Genomic DNA, 314 nt, shown 5'->3' on the forward strand with positions numbered 1-314 from the left:
AATGCAGCGTTTGAGGTGACGGTGACGTTCTCGGAGGCCGTGAGTGACTTCGTCCTGGCCGACCTCACGGTTGGCAATGGCACAGCTTCGAACCTGTCGACCTCTGACAACACGACGTTCTCCGCGACGATCACGCCGAGTGCGGATGGCGATGTGACGGTGGATGTTGCGGCCGATGTCGCGACAGACGCCGCCGGCAACAACAACACGGCGGCGACGCAGTTCTCTGTCGAGAATGACCAGACAGCACCGACGGTAGCGCTTTCAGGGCCCTCTGGTCCTGTGAATGCAGCGTTTGAGGTGACGGTGACGTT

Annotated in this window: 1 protein-coding gene; it reads left to right on the top strand. The window is 60.8% G+C overall.

From position 1 onward, the window contains the following. Positions 1-314 (top strand): Ig-like domain-containing protein (locus V0U79_RS13670; protein ID WP_330200068.1); only part of this gene is annotated, 314 nt, incomplete at both ends.

Origin of the sequence: Hyphobacterium lacteum (assembly GCF_036330345.1) — a bacterium.
GTDB classification, from domain to species: Bacteria; Pseudomonadota; Alphaproteobacteria; order Caulobacterales; family Maricaulaceae; genus Hyphobacterium; species Hyphobacterium lacteum.